The sequence below is a fragment of the Pseudomonas sp. SJZ079 genome (assembly GCF_007993865.1).
Classification (GTDB): Bacteria; Pseudomonadota; Gammaproteobacteria; order Pseudomonadales; family Pseudomonadaceae; genus Aquipseudomonas.
Genome location: NZ_VIUH01000001.1, coordinates 471,494 through 488,397, shown reverse-complemented (window position 1 = coordinate 488,397; position 16,904 = coordinate 471,494). Strand labels below are relative to the sequence as shown.

The following is a 16,904-nucleotide window of genomic DNA, read 5'->3' as shown; positions in this document are numbered from 1 at the left end:
GTGACAGCAGGGTGCAGGGGCTGGTGTGTTTGGCGACTGCCAATTTACCTGCATCCCTGACTGTCAATCCTCTCTTCCCCGCGACAATGCGAAGAGCCTTTTTTATTCGGCTAACTTTTCTGCAGTACGATCGCTGGGTTTCGATTAATCGTTAATGGTCGGAGTAACTAAAAATAAATCACTCCGACGTCTTAGTTGCTCTTTGGTTGAATTACCCTCCTATGACAACATCTTGCAAGTGGGCATAGCTATCGACGAAACGTTTGTACTTGTGCTGGCCACTGGTATAGGGCGGGTACTTACTCGGATTCTCTGCGCTGGAGCAGGTGGGAACGACATCGACAACCGCATCGAAATCTAGGTCAATAAAGAACGGCACCGAGTAACGGTCCACGCCGCTGGTATTGATGACACGATGCATGGTGGAGATGTAACGATCATTGGTAAAGGTCTGGACCAGATCACCAATATTGACAATGAAGGTATCCGCCACGGGCGGTGCGCTGACCCACTCACCGTTTCTATTCTGGACCTGAAGTCCTCCATTTGCATCCTGCGAGAGAATGGTCAGGAAGCCGTAATCAGTATGTGCGCCAATACCAATTTCCTTCAGGGTGATATCGCCGAACTGCGGCGGGTAGTGCAACAGGCGCTGAATCGTAATTGGCTTCTTCTGCAGCTTTTCGAAATAATCCGCCGGCAAGTCCAGGCTCAAGGCAATTGCGCTGATTAATTTGCGCGCAAGCTTCAGCATGGTGGCATGGTAGGTGTCCATGACACGTTTGAACTCTTGATGAGCCTCGGGCATCAGGTTTGGTCCGAAAAACGGAGAAACCGCCTCTTCAGGCCGACCAAAATCGAAGCACTCCTTAAAATCCTTGGTGTTGGTAGGGTCGACATTCTCTCCATACATGGGGATATAGCCACGCAATGTCTGACCTGAGTTGACGATATTGAGGCGATTCTTGACCTCAAACGGCTGAGCGAAAAAATCCTGCGCCAGCCGATACACGTCTTGCACCAAAGAGGCCGGCACACCGTGATTCTTGATATATAGAAAGCCTATGTTCTCGCAAATGTGGCCTATTTGACGAGCCACCGAGTTTGCATCGCTACCATCCAGCAGCGGACCGATATCGACTATAGGGATCTCGTTGAACGAGGTCGACTTGCTGGTCAGGCAACTTTCGATCATTTGTACCACGGTCATTACCTCATTTGCAGTTGAGTGAAGTTGACCGATAGCATCTACCCGACGGAGTTTCCGAGATATAACAAAGCCGAAGAAATTTATAATATTTTGGCGCTGCGCAAGCGGCTCGGGGAAATGCCATAGGCCTCGCGAAAGCGCTTGGTGAAGTAGCTTTGCGAGGCGAACCCCGTAGCCTGAGCGATGGTAGCGATGGGGAGGGAGGTATCCTCGATCATGGCCCTGGCGCGTCTCAGTCGGAGGTGCAGGTAGTAATTCACCGGCGTGGTATTTTCGTGGGTCCGGAAGGCATGCTCCAGCGTCCGCACCGTCGTGCCGACCTTTCCTGCCAGGTCCTCGATGGCATAGGGGGTTTCGATGTTGGCCTCCATCATCTCGATGGCTGCACCTAAACAGGGCGCCTTCATTCTCAACTCAAGATAACGACGGGCATTCTGTATCTCATCCCGGCTTCTGATCCTGTCCTGGCAGAACTGCTGGGAAACGCTGGATGCAAAGTCGGCACCGTGATCCTGGCTAATGATATAAAGCAGCATATCCAATGCAGTAGTACCGCCTTGGCAGGTAAAAATACCATCTCCAACCGTATAGATACTCTCCTCTACGGCCACCGATGGGTATAGTTCCTTGAATGATGGCATCTGTTCGCTGAACAGGGTGCAAGAATTACCTCGTAAAACTCCGGCCTTGGCCAGAATAAAACTGCCACTTGAGAGTGATGCCAATCTGCAGCCGGTTTTTTTCAGTGCACGCAACTTTGCGAAAAGCGCTAGGTTGTTATATGTCGCCGCCTTCTTGTATGCGCATATAAATAACAGGTTGCACGCCTCGATACTGCCAATGTCTTCGGAGATTTTTATCGGAACACCGTTGGAGGTTAGTACCTCAGTCACTGCAGGGTCGACATCGCCACTGTATAGGTGGTAGTCATATACCGTTGTGCCCCGGAGGAGATTGGATACGCTGAGCGCCTCCACCGCCAATGAAAAAGACGTCAAGGCGAAACCAGGGATCAGAACGAACCCAACGCGCCTGATTTCATATTGACACTGCGGTATGTGCATGATATCGACCGTCTCTGAACAAATATTTAAGGAAGATGCCTGAGTCTTGATATCTTTGTGTGGCACCGGCTCTTCGGTTCGACGACAAGCAAAGGCTTGTCAAAGATTAATTAACAAGCAATTAGTCTGCCAGGCCAATCATTACTTATAGGCCTGTCGTCGATAGGCCGCAACCAGCCCTAGTCCTTCGGGATGATTGTTATGAAACTTGCGTGCGGCGCACGATATAGACCAGGCGTGGGGAATGAGTAGAGTCGTGTCGATGACTTCTGGCGCCCATCTGCCTTTATATTCGCGAGAGTTCGATGCCTATAAAGGGCTTGAGCATTGTCAGCCTCGGAGTCCGGCCGCGAAAGGCTGGATGAATGACTGTATCCACTACTGCAGTTTGATTCCGCGGCTTGACCGCAGGTCAGATACTCGGCAGCGTCCTTAGAAGTGTGTCCGATCGTCAGCAATTGATCGCTGCCTACACTGAGCAGCGCAATGGCAGCGCCAAAGCCGTATATTGGGCGGAGGAAGCGACCGATATAAATTTGTTAAAGACGGTGCATGAGTGTGCAGTCGATAATTTGTGCGCGAATTTGGTGCAGCTCTTCCTGGGTTGGGCCGAGCGGGGGCGGCTCAACTCGACAGGTGTTCGGTTCTGATTGTCCGAGACGGCGCCGTGATCAATTCGCTGTACCGGTTGCCTGATGTTGGTGATCGAACCGCGCCGGATGGCTTGCTCGCTGATGAACGTGAAGAAGCCCCCGACCTGCTTCAGGGGCTTGGTGAGTTGAGCAACGTGCTCAGAGGTCCTTGACCAGGCGCAAGGCGTCGTAGACGGCCGCATGGGTATTGCGCGCGGCCACTGCATCGCCGATGCGGAACAGCTGGAACTCGCCCTCCGGGTTATCGTTGCGGGTCTGCGGCTGGCCGATGATCAGCTCGCCGTGGTCGACCGCGCCGAGGTTGCGCGAGAAGGGTTTGAGTTCCAGATACAGCTCGTCCATTGGCCGGGTGCCGTTGTTGACCACCACCTGATCGATGTGGCGCTGCTTGCGCACTCCGCCATAATCGCTGTCGATCTGGGCCACCAGGGTCTGGCCTTCGCGGGCCACCGAATCCAGGCGGTAGGTGACGGTGAAGGTGGTGTCGAGTTTCTGCAGCGAGCGCATGTAGGGCACCAGGTTCATGGCCATGACTTCCGGGGCAAAGGAGCGGTCCGGGGTCATGATTTCCAGCTTGGCGCCGCTCTGGGCGATGAACTCGGCCGCCTGCAACGCCGTGTGGTCGCCGGCATCGTCGAACAGCAGCACATTCGTGCCGGGTTTGACGTCGCCGGAGATGATGTCCCAGGCCGACACCACCAGCTCGTTGCCGGCGCTGAGGATCTCGGTGTGGGGGAAGCCGCCGGTGGCGACTATGACCACGTCCGCCAGCTCGGCGCGAACGGTCTCGGCGTCGGCCCAGGTGTTGAAACGGAACTCGACGCCCAGCGCCGTGCATTGCTCCATGCGCCAGTCGATGATGCCGAGCATCTCGCGCCGGCGTGGGCTGCGTGCGGTCAGGCGCACCTGACCACCGGCGTGGTTGGCCGCCTCGAACACCAGCACCTGGTGACCGCGTTCGCCGGCGACCCGGGCCGCTTCCAGGCCCGCCGGGCCGGCGCCGATGATCACCACCTTGCGCCGCGTGGCGGCCTTGGGGATTTCATGGGGCATGGTCGTTTCGCGGCCGGTGGCGGCGTTGTGGATGCAGTAGGCCGCGCCGCCCTGGTAGATGCGGTCGAGGCAGTAGTTGGCGCCGACGCAGGGACGGATGTCCTGCTCGCGACCTTCGATCAGTTTGCGCACCAGGTGCGGGTCAGTCATGTGCGCGCGGGTCATGCCGATCATGTCGACCTTGCCCGAGGCGATGGCGTGGCGGGCGGTGGCGACATCGGAAATTTTCGCGGCGTGGAAGGTTGGGAAATCGGTGGCGGCGCGGATCTGCCCGGCAAAGTCGAGGTGCGGCGAACTGGCCATGCCCTGGATCGGAATCACGTCGGTCAGGCCGGCGTCGGTGTCGATGTGGCCGCGAATCACGTTGAGGAAGTCGACCATGCCGCTGGCCTTGAGCCGGCGCGAGATGTCCATACCTTCATCGGCGTTCAGGCCACCGTTGAGCATTTCGTCCGCGGTGTAGCGCACGCCGACGATGAACTGGTTGCCGACGCGCTGGCGAATGGCGCTGAGCACCTCGAAGGTGAAGCGCAAGCGGTTGTCCAGCGAGCCACCATAGGGTGCATCCAGTTCGTTGGTCAGCGGCGACCAGAACTGGTCCATCAAGTGGCCGTAGGCCTGCAGCTCGATGCCGTCCAGGCCGGCGGCCTGCATGCGCTCGGCTGCATCGGCGTAGTCCTTGATGATGCGCTCGATGTCCCAGTCTTCCAGTTGCTTGGGGAAGGCGCGGTGCGCCGCCTCGCGGTTGTGCGAAGGCGACACCACCGGCAGCCAGTCGCCCTTGTCCCAACGGGTGCGCCGGCCCAGGTGGGTCAGCTGGATCATCACCGCCGCACCGTGCTCGTGGCACTCGTCGGTGAGGTCCTTCATCCAGCCGACCACCTCATCCTTGTAGGCGAGGATGTTGTTGAACACCGGTGGGCTGTCCCGCGACACCGCGGCCGAGCCGGCGGTCATGGTCAGGGCCACGCCGGCCTTGGCACGCTCGACGTGGTAGGCGCGATACAGCGCCTTGGGCATGCCGTCCTCGGGATAGGCCGGCTCATGCGAGGTGGTGATGATGCGGTTGCGCAGGCGCAGGTGCTTGAGCTGGTAGGGCTGCAGCAACGGGTCATTCGACATGGTCAGGGCTCCACGTGGACGGGGACGTGAGTCTGTATTTACCTAAAATGTACACTTGTGTCTAGTGGATATACCTGGCTGTACATTGATCCTCCGCTGCGCCTGTCGCTATTGCTGGGTTTCTGTCGCAAGCAGGTACCCCCTCACGCGCACTGGGCCTTGCCAGGCGCTGCCAGGTTGCCCGGGACGAGCGTGAACTTGAGGAAATGTACAGCCCTGTCATTTTTATCGACGCTTGCGGACATTCGGATTGTGCGAGGCCAGCTCGCTGGCTACCATCGACCCATGAACGAGTCCAAGAAATCGAGTGATAGCGGCTGGCGTGGATCGGCCGAGGTCTGGCTGCAGGCGGCGTACGACAGCCTGATCGAGTCGGGCGTCGAGTCCGTACGGATCCTGCCGCTGGCGAAGAAGCTGAACCTGTCGAGAACCAGCTTCTACTGGTTCTTCACCGATCGCGAAGAGCTGCTGGCAGCGCTGATCGAGCGCTGGCGCGACAAGAACAGCGGCAATCTGATCCGCCAGAGCGAGGCCTACGCGGAAGGCATCGCCGAGGCCATTCTCAACGTGTTCGACTGCTGGCTGAACCCCGCGCTGTTCGACTCGCAGTTCGAGTTCGCCTTGCGCAGTTGGGCGCTGCAGGAGCCCCGAGTGGCGGCGCAAATCGAGCGCGCCGACACGGCGCGGTTGGCGGCACTGGCGGCTATGTTCAGCCGCTTCGGCTACGCGGGCATGGCGGCCGATGTGCGGGCCAGATCGATGTACCTGACCCAGATCGGCTATATCAGCATGAACACCCGCGAGGATCTGCCGACGCGTATGCAGCGCATCCCCGAGTACGTGACCATCTTTACCGGGCAGGCGCCGGAGCCCCGTGAACTCCAGCGTTTCTATGCCCGCCACGGCTACGCGGTGCCAGAGCCGACGCTGGTTGCGCAGGCGGCGAATCATTCAGTCTAGTGTCGTGTCAATCATGCAAGGTCAGATCACTGGGTGGGTTAGCGGTGCAGGCCGGGTAGTTGAAATCAACTGCGGCATCGGCGCGCCGGGTAACCCACCAGGCGATAGGCCTGCGTCGCGCCGATGGTGGGTTACGGCGCAACGGATCTTGCAGGCTTATTGCTATCGCTAGCGTGCGCCTAACCCACCCAGGGATCGCGATACAGGGGTACGACCGCGATTAACAGGCATTTAAACGTTGTCGTGACCCTGGGAGGGTACTTGTATGCCAAGTGAACTGACGGTCGGCATCATCGGCGGTGGTGGCTGGCTGGGCCGTGCCATCGGCGCCGCCATGCTGGAGCGCGGCGTGCTGCAGCCGGCCTCCTTGATCCTCTCCAGTCGCTCCGGGCGCGTGGAGGGGTTCGACGCCTGGCCCGCCGTGCAGCTGACTCAGGACAATCGCCAGCTGGCGCAACGAGCCGAGGTCATAGTGCTGTCGGTGCGCCCCGAGCAGTTCGTCGATGTCGCCATCGAGGCCGCCGGCAAGCTGGTGATCTCCTTTATGGCCGGCGTGTCGCTCGAGACCCTGGTCGCCCGTACCGGCAGTCGGCGGATCATTCGCGCCATGCCCAATGCGGCGGCGCAGATCGGCCAGTGCTATACGCCCTGGTTTGCCACGGAGCAGGTGACGGCCGCCGACAAGGCCTTCACCCGAGCCATGTTCGAGGCCTGCGGCAGCACCGATGAGGTGACGAGCGAAGCGGATCTCGACTACCTGACCGGGCTGGTCGGCTCCGGAGCGGCCTATCCGGCGCTGCTAGCCGAGGCGCTGCTCGCTCATGCCCTGGCCAAGGGGCTGCCGCGCCAGGTCGCCGAGCGCGCGGTGCGTGGCGTGGTGGTGGGGGCGAGCCAGTTGCTCGGTCACGATGGCATGCCGCCGGCCGAGATGGTGCAGGCCATGCTCGACTATCGAGGCACCACGGCGGCCGGTTTGCAGGCAATGATCGATGCGGGATTCAAGGACGCTGTGAATGCCGGTTTGGATGCGGCAGAGGCCGCTGCGCAGCGTATGAAGGCCAGTTATCCGCAGCCCAGGGTTAATTTCGTCGGCTAGCCGCTTGCTCAACCTGTCGGCTGAGCGCTGAGCAGGGCGTTTGCTAGCCAACTCCTTAGCGCCTGCCGTGCCCCACGATAAGCCTTGCTCGCCACGGCTAGTCCTCCATATCGCCAGTGCCCCTGCGCTCAATCAATAACATCAGGTTATTGTTTTGGCCGAACAAATGTAGTTGGACGCTCAGCCCCCCAAACTCTAACTTGAACCCACCCGGCGAACGCTGTGCAGGCAGTCGCCAACGGGCATATTCGCGGTGATCCAGGCAATTAATGGCCGGCGGCAACTTGTTGCAAGTTAAGCGCTGGCGGGATTTGCTCGGCCCGGATAAAGCGCCTCGCGGCGTCGCCAAGATGACGGCTCATATACCTACAAGAAGAGGGCGCAATGACCCAAGTTGACGAGATACTTTCGGTCAAGAACATATTCAAAGTCTTCGGGCCGCAGCCGGAAGTTGCCATGGATATGTTGCGCAACGGCGCCGACAAGAACGAGATATTCCAGAAAACCGGTCAGGTGGTTGGCGTGTTCGACGCCAGCTTCTCGGTCAAGCGTGGCGAAATCTTCGTCATCATGGGCCTGTCCGGTTCAGGCAAGTCGACCATGGTGCGCCTGTTCAACCGGCTGATCGAACCCACCTCCGGCAGCATCCACCTCAATGGCCGGGAAATCACCGGGCTGTCCGACAAGGAACTGCTCCAGGTACGGCGCAAGGAAATGGGCATGGTGTTCCAGTCCTTCGCCCTGATGCCGCACATGAGTGTGCTGGGCAACGCCGCCTTCGGCCTGGAGATTTCCGGGGTCAGCGAGCAGGAGCGCCGCACCCGGGCGCTGGAGGCCTTGAGCCAGGTCGGTCTGGCTGGCCACGAAAACAGTTATCCGCATCAGCTGTCCGGCGGCATGCAGCAGCGCGTCGGCCTGGCCCGGGCGCTGACCAACGACCCGACCATCCTGCTGATGGACGAGGCCTTCTCCGCGCTGGATCCGCTGATCCGCAGCGAGATGCAGGGCGAGCTGATCCGCCTGCAGGCGGAGCAGCAGCGCACCATCATCTTCATCTCCCACGACATCGAAGAGGCGGTCCGCATCGGTCACCGCATCGCGATCATGGAAGGCGGGCGGGTGGTGCAGATCGGCACCCCGCAGGAACTGCTGTGCAATCCGGCCAACGAGTACGTGGAGAACTTCTTCCACGGCTTCGACAGCTCGCGGGTGCTCAACGCCGGTGATGTAGCTCAGGTCGATCCTGCCGCCGTGTGCCGGGTCAACGGCAGTGTGCCGGGCTTCCAGGCCGGCGTGCCGTTCGGCTACCTGGTCGACGAGGGCAATCGCCTGCTCGGCGTGGTCGAGCCCGACGCGTTCGACGACAGCGCCGCCGGTTTGCAGCGCCTCGAGCAGCTGCGTCTGGATCACCATCAACCGATCTACGTCGATACACCGCTGCATGACGTGCTCGACCTGGTGGCCTCGGTGCCTTACCCGGTGCCGGTGCTGGACCACGGCGGTGCCTTCAAAGGCACCATTTCCAAGAATCTGCTGCTGCAGACGCTGAGCCGCCATTGAGCGACTGACCACTCCTGACAGCATTTCCTCCAGCAGAATCGAAGAGCAGGTATTCCCATGACAGAGTTCAGTTTCCTCGACCCCTTCCAGACTTTGACCATTCCCCTGGGCGACTGGGTGGAAGGTGCCTTGAATTTCCTGGTGCACAATTTCCGTGATTTCTTCCGCGCCATCCGCTGGCCGATCGACCAGGTGCTCAACAGCTTCGAATACATCCTGCAGAGCATCCCGCCATCGATCGGCATTCTCCTGTCCTCGTTGCTCGGCTGGCAGGTGGCCGGCGCGCGCCTGGGCTGGTTCTGTGCCGTGACCCTGACCCTGTTGGGCCTGGTCGGCGTCTGGTCGGAGGCCATGACCACCCTGGCGCTGGTGCTGACCTCGGTGTTCTTCTGCACGGTGATCGGCGTGCCGCTGGGCATTCTCTCGTCCCGTAGCGATCATGTGGAAAGAGTCGTGCGGCCGATCCTGGATGCCATGCAGACCCTGCCGGCGTTCGTCTACCTGGTGCCGGTGGTGATGCTGTTCGGCATCGGCAACGTCCCCGGCGTGCTGGTGACCATCGTCTTCGCCGTACCGCCGCTGGTGCGCCTGACCAACCTTGGTATCCGCCAGGTACCGGAAGACAAAATCGAGGCAGCCCGGGCGTTCGGCTGCACCGCGCGGCAGATGCTGATGCGCGTACAGTTGCCGCTGGCCGCGCCGACCATCATGGCCGGTATCAACCAGACCCTGATGCTGTCGCTATCGATGGTGGTGATCGCCTCGATGATCTCGGTCGGTGGCCTCGGGCAGATGGTCCTGCGCGGCATCGGCCGCCTGGACATGGGCCTGGCCACGGTCGGCGGCGTCGGTCTGGTGCTGCTGGCGATCTTCCTCGACCGCCTGACCCAGGCCATGGGTGAGCGCAGCAATGCCGACCCGAGCCGGCGCTGGTACCACAGTGGCCCCGTCGGCCTGGTGCTGCGCCTGTTCGGCAGCCGCCCGCAAACGGCCAAAGCCAGTTCCTGAAACCTGCCCGTACGTTAACCCGAGAAGAAAATCACAAGAGGTAGATGACGATGACTTTGCACAAGCGTGGATTCACCCAGAAGCTGCTGCATTGCGCGGCAGTTGCATCCCTGAGCCTGTTGCCGCTCTGCGGCCAGGCCGCTTCGGCCGAGAAACCTGGCGAGGGGGTGAAGGTGACGCCGATCTTCCCGAGCATTGCCGAGGAGCGTTTCCGCGGCGAGGTTGCCGTCGCCGGTCTGCGCGAGCTGGGCTACGACGTGCAGGAGCCCAAGGAAACCGAATACGCCACCATGATGCTTGCACTGTCCTACGGCGATGCGGATTTCAGCGTGCACCTGTGGGACAAGCTGCACGACACCTTCTACCAGAAGGCCGGCGGCGACGACACCCTGGTCAAGGCCGGTGACGTGATCCCGGGCGTGCTGCAGGGCTACCTGATCGACAAGAAGACCGCCGACGCGTACCACATCAAGTACCTGACTGACCTGAAGAAGCCGGAGATCGCCAAGCTGTTCGACAGCGATGGCGACGGCAAGGCCGATCTCACCGGCTGCAACCCGGGCTGGGGCTGCGAGCTGATCATCGACCACCACCTCAAGGCCTATGACCTGGAGAAGACCGTCAGTCACAATCGCGGCTCCTACTTCGCCCTGATGGCCGACACCATCGCCCGCTACAAGGAGGGCAAGCCGATCCTCTACTACACCTGGGTGCCGCAGTGGATCGCCGGTGTGCTGGTCGAGGGCAAGGACGTGGTCTGGCTGGAGGTGCCCTACACCGATCTGCCCGATGGCAAGAACGACGTCAACACCAGCTTCAACGGCAAGAACCTCGGCTTCGCCGTGGATAAGGTCGAGTCCGTGCTGAACAAGGACTTTGCCGAGAAGAATCCGGCGGCCTTGAAGTTCCTCTCCCAGGTGCAGATCACCGCTGATGACGAGAGCGCGCAGAACCTGAAGATGCAGCAAGGCGAGAACAGTGCCAAGGACATCGGTCGGCATGCCGCCGAGTGGGTCGCAGCGCACCGCGAGCAGTTCGATAGCTGGCTGGCCGCTTCCCGCGCCGCGGCTAACTGAGTCCGGCGGCTCACGCGACAAACCTTTTCGGCGCCCCATGGGCGCCTTTTTTCTGTCGATCCGCGTCTCGTCTGTGGAGTAAGCGCATGTCGCTCTATTCGTTCGTCCGTGATTTCAGGTTCAGCCAGGCGCCGCAGCACACCCGTGATCTGCTGCAGACCTGTTTGCTGGATATTCTCGGGGTCGCCGCCGGCGCCCGCGACAATCAAACCAGCCAGGCGCTTAAACGCTATGCGGTCAGTCATTACCCGGCTGGTGTTCTGAGTAGCCGCCTGTTGTTCGACGGTCGTGCGGTGCACCCGCTGGGCGCCGGCTGGGCCGGTGGTTTCAGCGTCGATAGCCTGGATGCCCACGAAGGCCACTTCACCTCCAAGGGCCATGCCGGCGCCACCGTGGTGCCGGCCGTGCTGGCCCTGGTCGATGCCTGCCGCGAGCAGGGCCGCAGCATCAGCGGCGAAGAGCTGCTCAGCGCGCTGTGTATCGGCTATGAAACGGCGCTGCGCGCGGGCGTCGCATTGATGGCCACCGCGCCCGAATACCACGCTTCCGGTTCCTTCTCCGGGTTGGGCGTGGTCTGCGCTGGCACCCGCCTGCTCGGCCTGGACGAGCAGACCTTTCGCCATGCCCTGGGCATCGCCGAGTACTTTGGCCCGCGCTGCCCGATGATGCGCCTGGTCGATCATCCCTCGATGCTCCGCGACGCCCACGGCGCCGGCGCCTATGCCGGGTTGAATGCCTTGTTGCTGGCCCAGGCCGGGGTCACCGGCGCGCCGGCCGAGACGGTGGAAACCACGGCAGTAGCCGCCCAGTGGCATGACCTCGGGCAGCGCTGGGAAATCGACGCGCAGTACTTCAAGCCCTGGCCGGTGTGCCGCTGGGCGCAGCCAGCGCTGACCGCGATGACCGCGCTGCTGGCCGAACACCCGCAGATTTGCGGCGAGGCCATCGAGCAGATCAGCGTCGAGACCTTTCACGAGTCCATGCGTCTGCAGGGCCACACTCCGGCCAACGCCGACGAGGCGCAGTACGCCCTGGCCTTCCCGCTGGCGGCGCTGGTGGTGCGCGGCCAGGTCGGCCCGCTGGAAGTGACTGGAGACTCGGTGCATGCGCCCGACATTCTTGCGGTCAGCCGGCGCATCGAGATCGTCGAGGCCGACGACCTGTCGGCGCGCTTCCCGCAGGAAATCCTCTCGCGGGTTTCGCTGCTGCTCAAGGACGGTCAGCGCTTCGTCAGCCCGATCACCGCAGCCAAGGGCGACCCGGCCACGGCCATGAGTCCGGCGGAGTTCAGCGCCAAGTTTCACCTGCTGGCCGGCGTCAGCCTCGATGCCGAGCGACGCCAGGCCATCGAGCAGGCCGTCGCCGAGCTGCCCGCCAGCGCCGACTGCTCAGCTCTATTCAAGCTGCTGTTCCACACCGAATCCCACCAGGCGCTGCCTGGTTCAACCCAGCTCAAGGAGGTTGCCCTATGAAATTCGCCGAGAAAGTCACCCTGATCACCGGCGCCGCCGGCGGTGTCGGCCAGGCCTTGGCCCTGCTTTTTGCCCGCGAGGGCGCGCGGCTGATGCTCTCCGATCGCGACGAGGCCGGTTGCGCAAAGATCGCCGAACAGGCCCGCGCCCTCGGCGCCGAGGTCAGCTACCTGGCTGGCGACCTGCGTGAGAAGAGCTATTGCGAGTCCGTGGTCGGTGCCGCCGTGGAAAGCTTCGGCGGCCTCGATATCGTGCTCAACAACGCCGGCATCATCCCGCGCGGCACCATCGAGGAGACCACCGACGAGATGTGGTTCGACGCCATGGGCGTCAACCTCAATGCAGTGTTCTACATCTGCCGCGCGGCTATCCCGCACATGAAGGGGCGCCAGGGCGCGGCCATCGTCAACACCTCCTCGGTGTGGGGCGTCTACCCGGGCCCCGGCCACGTCGCCTACTGCACCAGCAAGGGCGCGGTGGCGGCGCTGAGCAAGAACCTCGGCCGTGACTGCGCGCCGCTGGGCATCAGGGTCAATGCCGTATGCCCGCACGAGATCAATACGCCGATGATCCGCAGCGGCTTCGAACGCCGCGGCCTGGACCCGGATAAGGCCGTCGAGGAACTGAACAAGAGCGTGCCCCTGGGGCGTATCGCCGAGCCGGAGGACATCGCCGACGTGATCGCCTTCCTGGCCTCCGACGAGGCCCGCTATATCGCTGGGGAAGCGCTAGAAGTGACCGGCGCCAAGCCAGTCTCAGGCTAACAGGTCATTGCAAAACTACTGCGCTCGGCCATGCAGCGTTGAAATCAGCCCGGGACGCGGCGTCTCGAAATGCTCATTTACAGCTCGTAAATTGCGCTTTCTCGGCTGATTTCGCCTTGTCTGGTCATCGCTCGCTACGTTTTTCAACGACCTATTTACGGAGACGAACATGCTACTAACTGGAAAAAACGCCCTAGTCACCGGCGGCGGTCGCGGCATCGGTCGCGGCATTACCGAAAAATTGTTGGCCGCTGGCGCGCGGGTGCTGGTGGCCCAGCGCCAGGCGCTGGACGCGGAGCTGGCGAATAACCCGCAGGTGTTCTTCGTCGAGGCCGATCTGGCCGAGTCCGGCGCCCCGCGCTTGATCGCCCGGGCCGCGGCCGAACTGCTCGGCGGTATCGACGTGCTGGTGAATAACGCCGGCTTCATGTTCGAGCAGCCGATCGAGGCCATGAGCGAGCAGGACTGGGACCGGATGATGGTGGTCAACCTGCGCGCGCCGGTGTTTCTGGCCCGTGAACTGCTGGCGCAGATGCGTCAGCGCGGCGGCGGCAGCATCATCAACATCGGCTCGATCGAAGGCCTCGGCGCCAACCCGCAGCATGCCGCCTACTGCGCCTCCAAGGCCGGCGTGCACGGCCTGACCCGGGCGCTGGCGGTGGACCTGGGCCGCGACGGGGTGCGTTGCAATGCCATCGCTCCGGGCTGGATCGACTCGGACCTGAGCAATGCCTACATCAATGCTCAGGCCGATCCAGTGGGCGCGCGTCAGGGCTTGCTGGCCCTGCACCCGGTCGGACGCACCGGCACCCCGCAGGACGTCGGTGGCGCGGTGGTGTTTCTCGCCTCCGACGAGGCGGCCTTCGTCACCGGCCAGGTGCTGGTGGTCGACGGTGGACGCACCGCCAAGTTGCCTTTGCCGTTCTGAGCCATCTGGCGAATAGGGGAGCGAAATGTGGCGTCGATCTGCTCATCGGCGCGCTGGTCTATGACTCCGACTGCTGCGGGCTGGTCGCCTATGGTTTACTACTGCGTAGACGCTTCCGTGCCTGTGAGTTGCCACATGAGATCCTCTTTCGAGAGCTTGTTAAAAAATAAGAATATGGCGCACCTCGACCGAAACCTGCGCAGCGGGCCGGCGATGCCGAAGCGTCGGGTTGCCTTCGTGTTGTTGGATAACTTTTCGATGATGGCCTTCACCGGAGCGGTGGATGCGCTGGTCACCGCCAACTTGATGAGCCCGACGCCGCTCTATGAGGTGCTGGTGGTCGGTGGCGCAGACGCGGTGGTGGTCAGCGATCTGGGTATCGCCATCTCGGCTGGATGTCGGCTCGTCGATCTGGACGAGAAGCGGCTGGACATGCTGGTCATGTGCGGCGGTTTTCGCGTGCGCCTGCAGGCGGACCCGTTGATCAGGAGCAAGCTCAGATCGGCCGAGGCCGCTGGCGCCATGTTGGGTGGGCTGTGGAACGGCGCCTACTTCCTCGCCGAAGCGGGGCTGCTGGATGGCTACGAGTGTGCCTTCCACCCGGATGGTCGGGCGATGATGGCCGAACTGTTTCCCAAGGTGAAGTTGTCCAGCCACTCGCATGTGCTGGACCGTGAACGCATTAGCTGCGCCGGGGCCAACAGCTCGCTGGGTATGATGCTTGAGGTGGTGCGGCGTAGCTGTGGCGAGCAACTGGTGTGCGCGATAGAAGAAGTGCTGAGCTGCGACAAGATGCAGGAGGTCATGGATGTGTCGGTGGTGGCCGTCGACTATGACCCGACCCTGCCGCAAGCCCTGAAGGTGGCATTGGAGCTGATGCACAACAATATCGATGAGCCACTGGTGGTGGATGAAATCGCCACCTGTGTCGGCATCTCCAGGCGTCAGCTCGAGCGCCTGTTCTGCCGTCACGTCAATGCCACGCCCTCGCGCTACTACCTGGAACTGCGCCTGACCCGTGCCCGTCAGCTGCTGCAACAGACCAACAAGTCGCTGGCCGACATCGCCGTGGCCAGCGGCTTTGTCAGCATCTCGCACTTCCGCCGCTGCTTTCGCGAGTTTTTCGACATTGCCCCGGGGCGCTTTCGCACGACTTCGCAAGCGCGGCGTTGAGGGCACGCCGACCCGCGGTGCTGGTTGCCTCGCTTCACAGCAGGCTGAGCGGGTAGCGGGTCAGCTCTGGTTCTATCGAGTGTGCCCGGCTGCCGGCGCTGATTGCATCGGCGAGCAGTACCAGGGTCAGGCGATCGACCTTCTCAGGCCGCTGATTGAGGCTGACGCTCAGCTCGAACTGGCGTTGCGCGATGAATTGCTGAAAATCGAGGTCTGCTTCCGGGCTGGCGAGCGCTGCGGTCTCACTGGCCTGCGGCTCGGCTGCGTTGTCGGGCGCCGTCGACGGCGGCTCCTGGGTCAACACCCGGCTCAAGAGGATCTGGAAATCCAGGTAGGCACGCAGATCGGCCGGGCCGCTGAGGTTCGGGTTGCTGCTGTAGGCCGTCAGTGCGGTGCTGGAAGCGGAAACGCCATTAAGCATGAGCAACTCTGTGCGGCTGGAAGGCGCCGGGTCTGGCAAGGTGCCGGCTCTTTTTGCTTATCGGCCGCCTGCTGTCCGAGTTGAGTGGGATGCCTGTATTGGACATGGCTGAGTTGAATAGTGTTGAACGTGAATGCCCTGGGTGAGCAACAGCCCATCACCAGAACTCACATGGGAGTCTTGGTCCCGCATCTGGCCGAGACTGCCGCCGGTAGGGCTGCACGCTTGAATTTACCGCAGAGCGGCGAGGCGGAGTTTGCCTTGCAGTTGGGCGAGTCAGGTTTGCAATTGGCCGAGCTGGGGGCGCATACACCGGGGCCGGTGCAAGTGGATTTTGTCGAGGATGCGGCTGAGCCGCTTGGCCTGCTTTGAGGTGGTTGCGGTGCAGTGAATCTGGACTAAGGTGGGCACAGGTCGAAATCGAAAGAGGAGTGATCGATATGCCTACTCAGGTGGAGCGTGGCGAGGCTTTCCGCACCTTGCACCAGCGCGAAGGGTTGTTCGTGCTGCCCAATCCCTGGGATGCCGGGTCGGCGAAGATGCTCGCGACCCTGGGGTTCGAGGCACTGGCTACGACCAGTGCCGGCTTGGCCTTTTCCCTGGCGCGCTGCGATGCAGAAGGCGCGGTCAGTCGCGAGGAGGCCCTGGCTAACGCCCGCGCTATCGTTGAGGCGACGCCGCTGCCGGTGGCTGCCGATCTGGAGAACGGTTATGGCGATGAACCTCAGCACTGCGCCGAAACCATCGCCCTAGCGGCGCAGATCGGTTTGGTTGGCGGTTCCATTGAGGATGCTACGGGTGATGCGCGGTCGCCCATCTACCCACTCGAGCTGGCGGTCGAGCGCATTCGCGCTGCGGTGGCGATGGCTCGCAGCCTGCCATTCGCCTTCACCCTGGCGGCGCGTGCGGAAAACTACCTGCACGGCCGGCCGGACCTGGACGACACTGTCAAACGCCTGGTGGCCTACGCGGAGGCGGGCGCCGATGTGCTCTATGCACCGGGCCTGACCACCCGCGAGGAAATCCTGACGTTGGTCACGGCCGTGGCGCCGCGCCCGGTCAACGTATTGGTGGGCTCGCCCAGCCTGCGGCTGTCGCTGGATGAGCTGGCCGGACTGGGGGTAAAACGCGTCAGTCTCGGCTCCGGTTTGGCGCGCGTCGCCTATGGCGCCTTCTTCCAGGCGGCGCAAGAACTGGCCGCTCGCGGCAGCCTGGTGGCGACCGGACAGGCCATGCCGTTCGAGCGCATCAACAATCTGTTCAAAGCCTGAGTGGACTCGGGTTTGCGTCGTGTTCTAGTGCTGCTTGTATTGTCGGGTTTGTTTGGCGTGCCGCTGGCTGTCT

At 62.0% G+C, this 16,904-nt stretch carries 14 protein-coding genes and 1 pseudogene; 11 read left to right on the top strand and 4 right to left on the bottom strand.

The features are described from left to right. Nucleotides 1-211: 211 nt before the first annotated feature. The 3 genes from FBY03_RS02245 to FBY03_RS02235 all read right to left on the bottom strand — a co-directional run bounded on the left by FBY03_RS02245 (nt 212) and on the right by FBY03_RS02235 (nt 5,102). A complete protein-coding gene (locus FBY03_RS02245) occupies nt 212-1,210 on the bottom strand; it encodes an isopenicillin N synthase family oxygenase (RefSeq protein ID WP_147170555.1) in 999 nt (332 codons plus the stop codon). A gap of 80 nt (nt 1,211-1,290) precedes the next feature. Then, nucleotides 1,291-2,340 carry a GlxA family transcriptional regulator gene (locus FBY03_RS02240; protein WP_218570748.1) on the bottom strand — a complete coding sequence of 350 codons (1,050 nt, stop codon included), beginning with the start codon at nt 2,338-2,340 and terminating at the stop codon, nt 1,291-1,293. Nucleotides 2,341-3,065: 725 nt separating this feature from the next. After that, nucleotides 3,066-5,102, bottom strand: coding sequence for an NADH:flavin oxidoreductase (locus FBY03_RS02235; protein ID WP_147170554.1), 2,037 nt, complete (start codon nt 5,100-5,102; stop codon nt 3,066-3,068). A gap of 285 nt (nt 5,103-5,387) precedes the next feature. On the opposite strand from FBY03_RS02235, the gene FBY03_RS02230 reads away from it, so the two are divergent. The 9 genes from FBY03_RS02230 (at nt 5,388) to FBY03_RS02190 (ending at nt 15,139) form a co-directional block, all read left to right on the top strand. Then, complete coding sequence (locus tag FBY03_RS02230; protein WP_147170553.1) at nt 5,388-6,062, top strand: TetR/AcrR family transcriptional regulator; 675 nt, start codon at nt 5,388-5,390, stop codon at nt 6,060-6,062. A 265-nt stretch (nt 6,063-6,327) separates the two neighbouring features. Beyond that, nucleotides 6,328-7,158 (top strand): pyrroline-5-carboxylate reductase, encoded by an 831-nt coding sequence (locus tag FBY03_RS02225; RefSeq protein WP_147170552.1) that lies wholly within the window; start codon nt 6,328-6,330, stop codon nt 7,156-7,158. A gap of 384 nt (nt 7,159-7,542) precedes the next feature. Beyond that, a complete protein-coding gene (proV, locus tag FBY03_RS02220; protein WP_147170551.1) occupies nt 7,543-8,718 on the top strand; it encodes a glycine betaine/L-proline ABC transporter ATP-binding protein ProV in 1,176 nt (391 codons plus the stop codon). A 57-nt stretch (nt 8,719-8,775) separates the two neighbouring features. Continuing rightward, on the top strand, nt 8,776-9,726 hold the full coding sequence (gene proW, locus FBY03_RS02215) for a glycine betaine/L-proline ABC transporter permease ProW (protein ID WP_147170550.1): 951 nt from the start codon (nt 8,776-8,778) through the stop codon (nt 9,724-9,726). 50 nt (nt 9,727-9,776) lie between these two features. Next, nucleotides 9,777-10,802, top strand: a complete 1,026-nt coding sequence (proX, locus tag FBY03_RS02210) for a glycine betaine/L-proline ABC transporter substrate-binding protein ProX (protein WP_147170549.1) — start codon at nt 9,777-9,779, stop codon at nt 10,800-10,802. A gap of 86 nt (nt 10,803-10,888) precedes the next feature. After that, nucleotides 10,889-12,274, top strand: a complete 1,386-nt coding sequence (locus FBY03_RS02205) for an MmgE/PrpD family protein (RefSeq protein WP_147170548.1) — start codon at nt 10,889-10,891, stop codon at nt 12,272-12,274. Beyond that, nucleotides 12,271-13,038, top strand: a complete 768-nt coding sequence (locus FBY03_RS02200) for an SDR family NAD(P)-dependent oxidoreductase (protein WP_147170547.1) — start codon at nt 12,271-12,273, stop codon at nt 13,036-13,038. The genes FBY03_RS02205 and FBY03_RS02200 overlap by 4 nt, the downstream gene beginning before the upstream one ends. Before the next feature lie 169 nt (nt 13,039-13,207). Beyond that, the gene (locus FBY03_RS02195) at nt 13,208-13,966 is read left to right on the top strand and encodes an SDR family NAD(P)-dependent oxidoreductase (protein ID WP_147170546.1); all 759 of its coding nucleotides are present in this window, start codon (nt 13,208-13,210) and stop codon (nt 13,964-13,966) included. A 135-nt stretch (nt 13,967-14,101) separates the two neighbouring features. Continuing rightward, nucleotides 14,102-15,139, top strand: coding sequence for a GlxA family transcriptional regulator (locus FBY03_RS02190; RefSeq protein ID WP_147170545.1), 1,038 nt, complete (start codon nt 14,102-14,104; stop codon nt 15,137-15,139). A 34-nt stretch (nt 15,140-15,173) separates the two neighbouring features. Here the strand turns inward: FBY03_RS02190 and FBY03_RS02185 are convergent, their stop codons facing one another. After that, nucleotides 15,174-15,560 carry a hypothetical protein gene (locus FBY03_RS02185; protein WP_147170544.1) on the bottom strand — a complete coding sequence of 129 codons (387 nt, stop codon included), beginning with the start codon at nt 15,558-15,560 and terminating at the stop codon, nt 15,174-15,176. 171 nt (nt 15,561-15,731) lie between these two features. Here FBY03_RS02185 and FBY03_RS02180 point away from each other — a divergent pair. Together FBY03_RS02180 and FBY03_RS02175 are read left to right on the top strand one after the other, a co-directional pair. Then, nucleotides 15,732-15,911, top strand: a pseudogene (locus FBY03_RS02180) (SAM-dependent methyltransferase); the annotation flags it as partial. 89 nt (nt 15,912-16,000) lie between these two features. Beyond that, on the top strand, nt 16,001-16,831 hold the full coding sequence (locus FBY03_RS02175) for an oxaloacetate decarboxylase (RefSeq protein WP_147170543.1): 831 nt from the start codon (nt 16,001-16,003) through the stop codon (nt 16,829-16,831). The last annotated feature ends 73 nt before the right edge of the window (nt 16,832-16,904 follow it).